Source organism: Bacillus sp. MUM 13 (assembly GCF_001866725.1).
Lineage (GTDB): Bacteria > Bacillota > Bacilli > Bacillales > DSM-1321 > Peribacillus.
Genome location: NZ_MLYQ01000182.1, coordinates 1 through 1,183 on the forward strand (window position 1 = coordinate 1; position 1,183 = coordinate 1,183).

Consider the following 1,183-nt stretch of genomic DNA (forward strand, 5'->3'; position numbering starts at 1 on the left):
CTCCCCCACTTCATCTGAAAACTGAGAAGCTGATTGAGAAATGTCTGCTTAAGCTCATCGAGGCTTTCTGGCCGTGCAGGAATGTGAAGGGAAAACACATTGACGTTTTCCGGGGCAGTCCCCTCCTGTTCCTCCACTTGTTCATCCTTCCTATCGTTTCTGGCAAACATATTTTTCATTTTTGACAGTATTCCTGTCTTTTCAGAAATGTACAGCTCGTCATCTTCATCAGAGTAGCCGGTTCCTCCATAATGCTTCTCAAGCTCGCCAGCTAGATAGGCTGCCTTCACCTTTTCCCATTGCTGCTGTTTGAGGCGTACGAATTGTATAGGGTATCGGTAAATATCTTGTTCATATCTTGAAATATAATCCTGTAATTTAATGAGCTGGCCCAAAAGGTCACCACCCGTTCTTATTATTCGCTAAATCAATTCTATTCTTACAATCGGTTCATAAGAAGGCATTTCGCCTATATGTGATTGGTAAAGTGTAATACCAGATGCCCGAAAGCGGTGCTGGCTTTCTGTGTTTGCCGTTTTATCGATTTTCTCCAAAGAAAAGGGTGAATCGCCAGCATATTTCCGTGCAATGGTAATATGCGGCTTAAAGGGTTTCTTATCAAGCTGAAATCCTGCTTTCAGACATGCCTGGAACACTTTCTGCTGAATATGAAAAAGGCGTTCCTCCCGCTCGACACCAGCCCAGAGAATCCTGGGTGAATGGCTTTGCCCAAATAGGCCGATTTCACTGATGGCCAGTTCAAATCCCTTTTCATTTTCGAGCTCCTGCCCGGCCAGCTGCAGGGCAAGATTTCTCCTGTCTTGCGGTGCATCGCCAAGAAAGGCCAGGGTAATATGATAATCCTCTCTATGCAGCCACTTTTTAAATGCAAACTCTTCTTTGATACGGCTGGCCTGCTGGCTGATAAATGATTTGGTTTCGTCCGGCAAAGATAACGCAAAGAAGAAGTGATTTTGATAAGCCATGGTCTTTTTCCCTTCCTTTTCCTTTTTTATTTTATCATAAACCAATCATGTACTCTTTATCCTCCCGGAGAATACAGCCTTTTTCCTCAAGCAAAGAAAAACCCCCCTTAAAGCCGAAGCCCGTCTTCCTGAATCGGGCCTTGACATGGTGAAAGGAGGGTCTCTTTTTATGGCTGGTTTCGTAAACTTTCCTGCTA

Annotated in this window: 1 protein-coding gene and 1 pseudogene; both read right to left on the minus strand. The window is 44.3% G+C overall.

Annotation, left to right across the window (positions count from 1 at the left end; all coding sequences use genetic code 11):
* Positions 1-395, minus strand: a pseudogene (locus BIV59_RS22585) (NERD domain-containing protein); the annotation flags it as partial.
* A 27-nt stretch (positions 396-422) separates the two neighbouring features.
* Positions 423-1,031, minus strand: coding sequence for an RNA 2',3'-cyclic phosphodiesterase (gene thpR, locus BIV59_RS22590; RefSeq protein WP_083392330.1), 609 nt, complete (start codon positions 1,029-1,031; stop codon positions 423-425).
* Positions 1,032-1,183 lie beyond the last annotated feature (152 nt).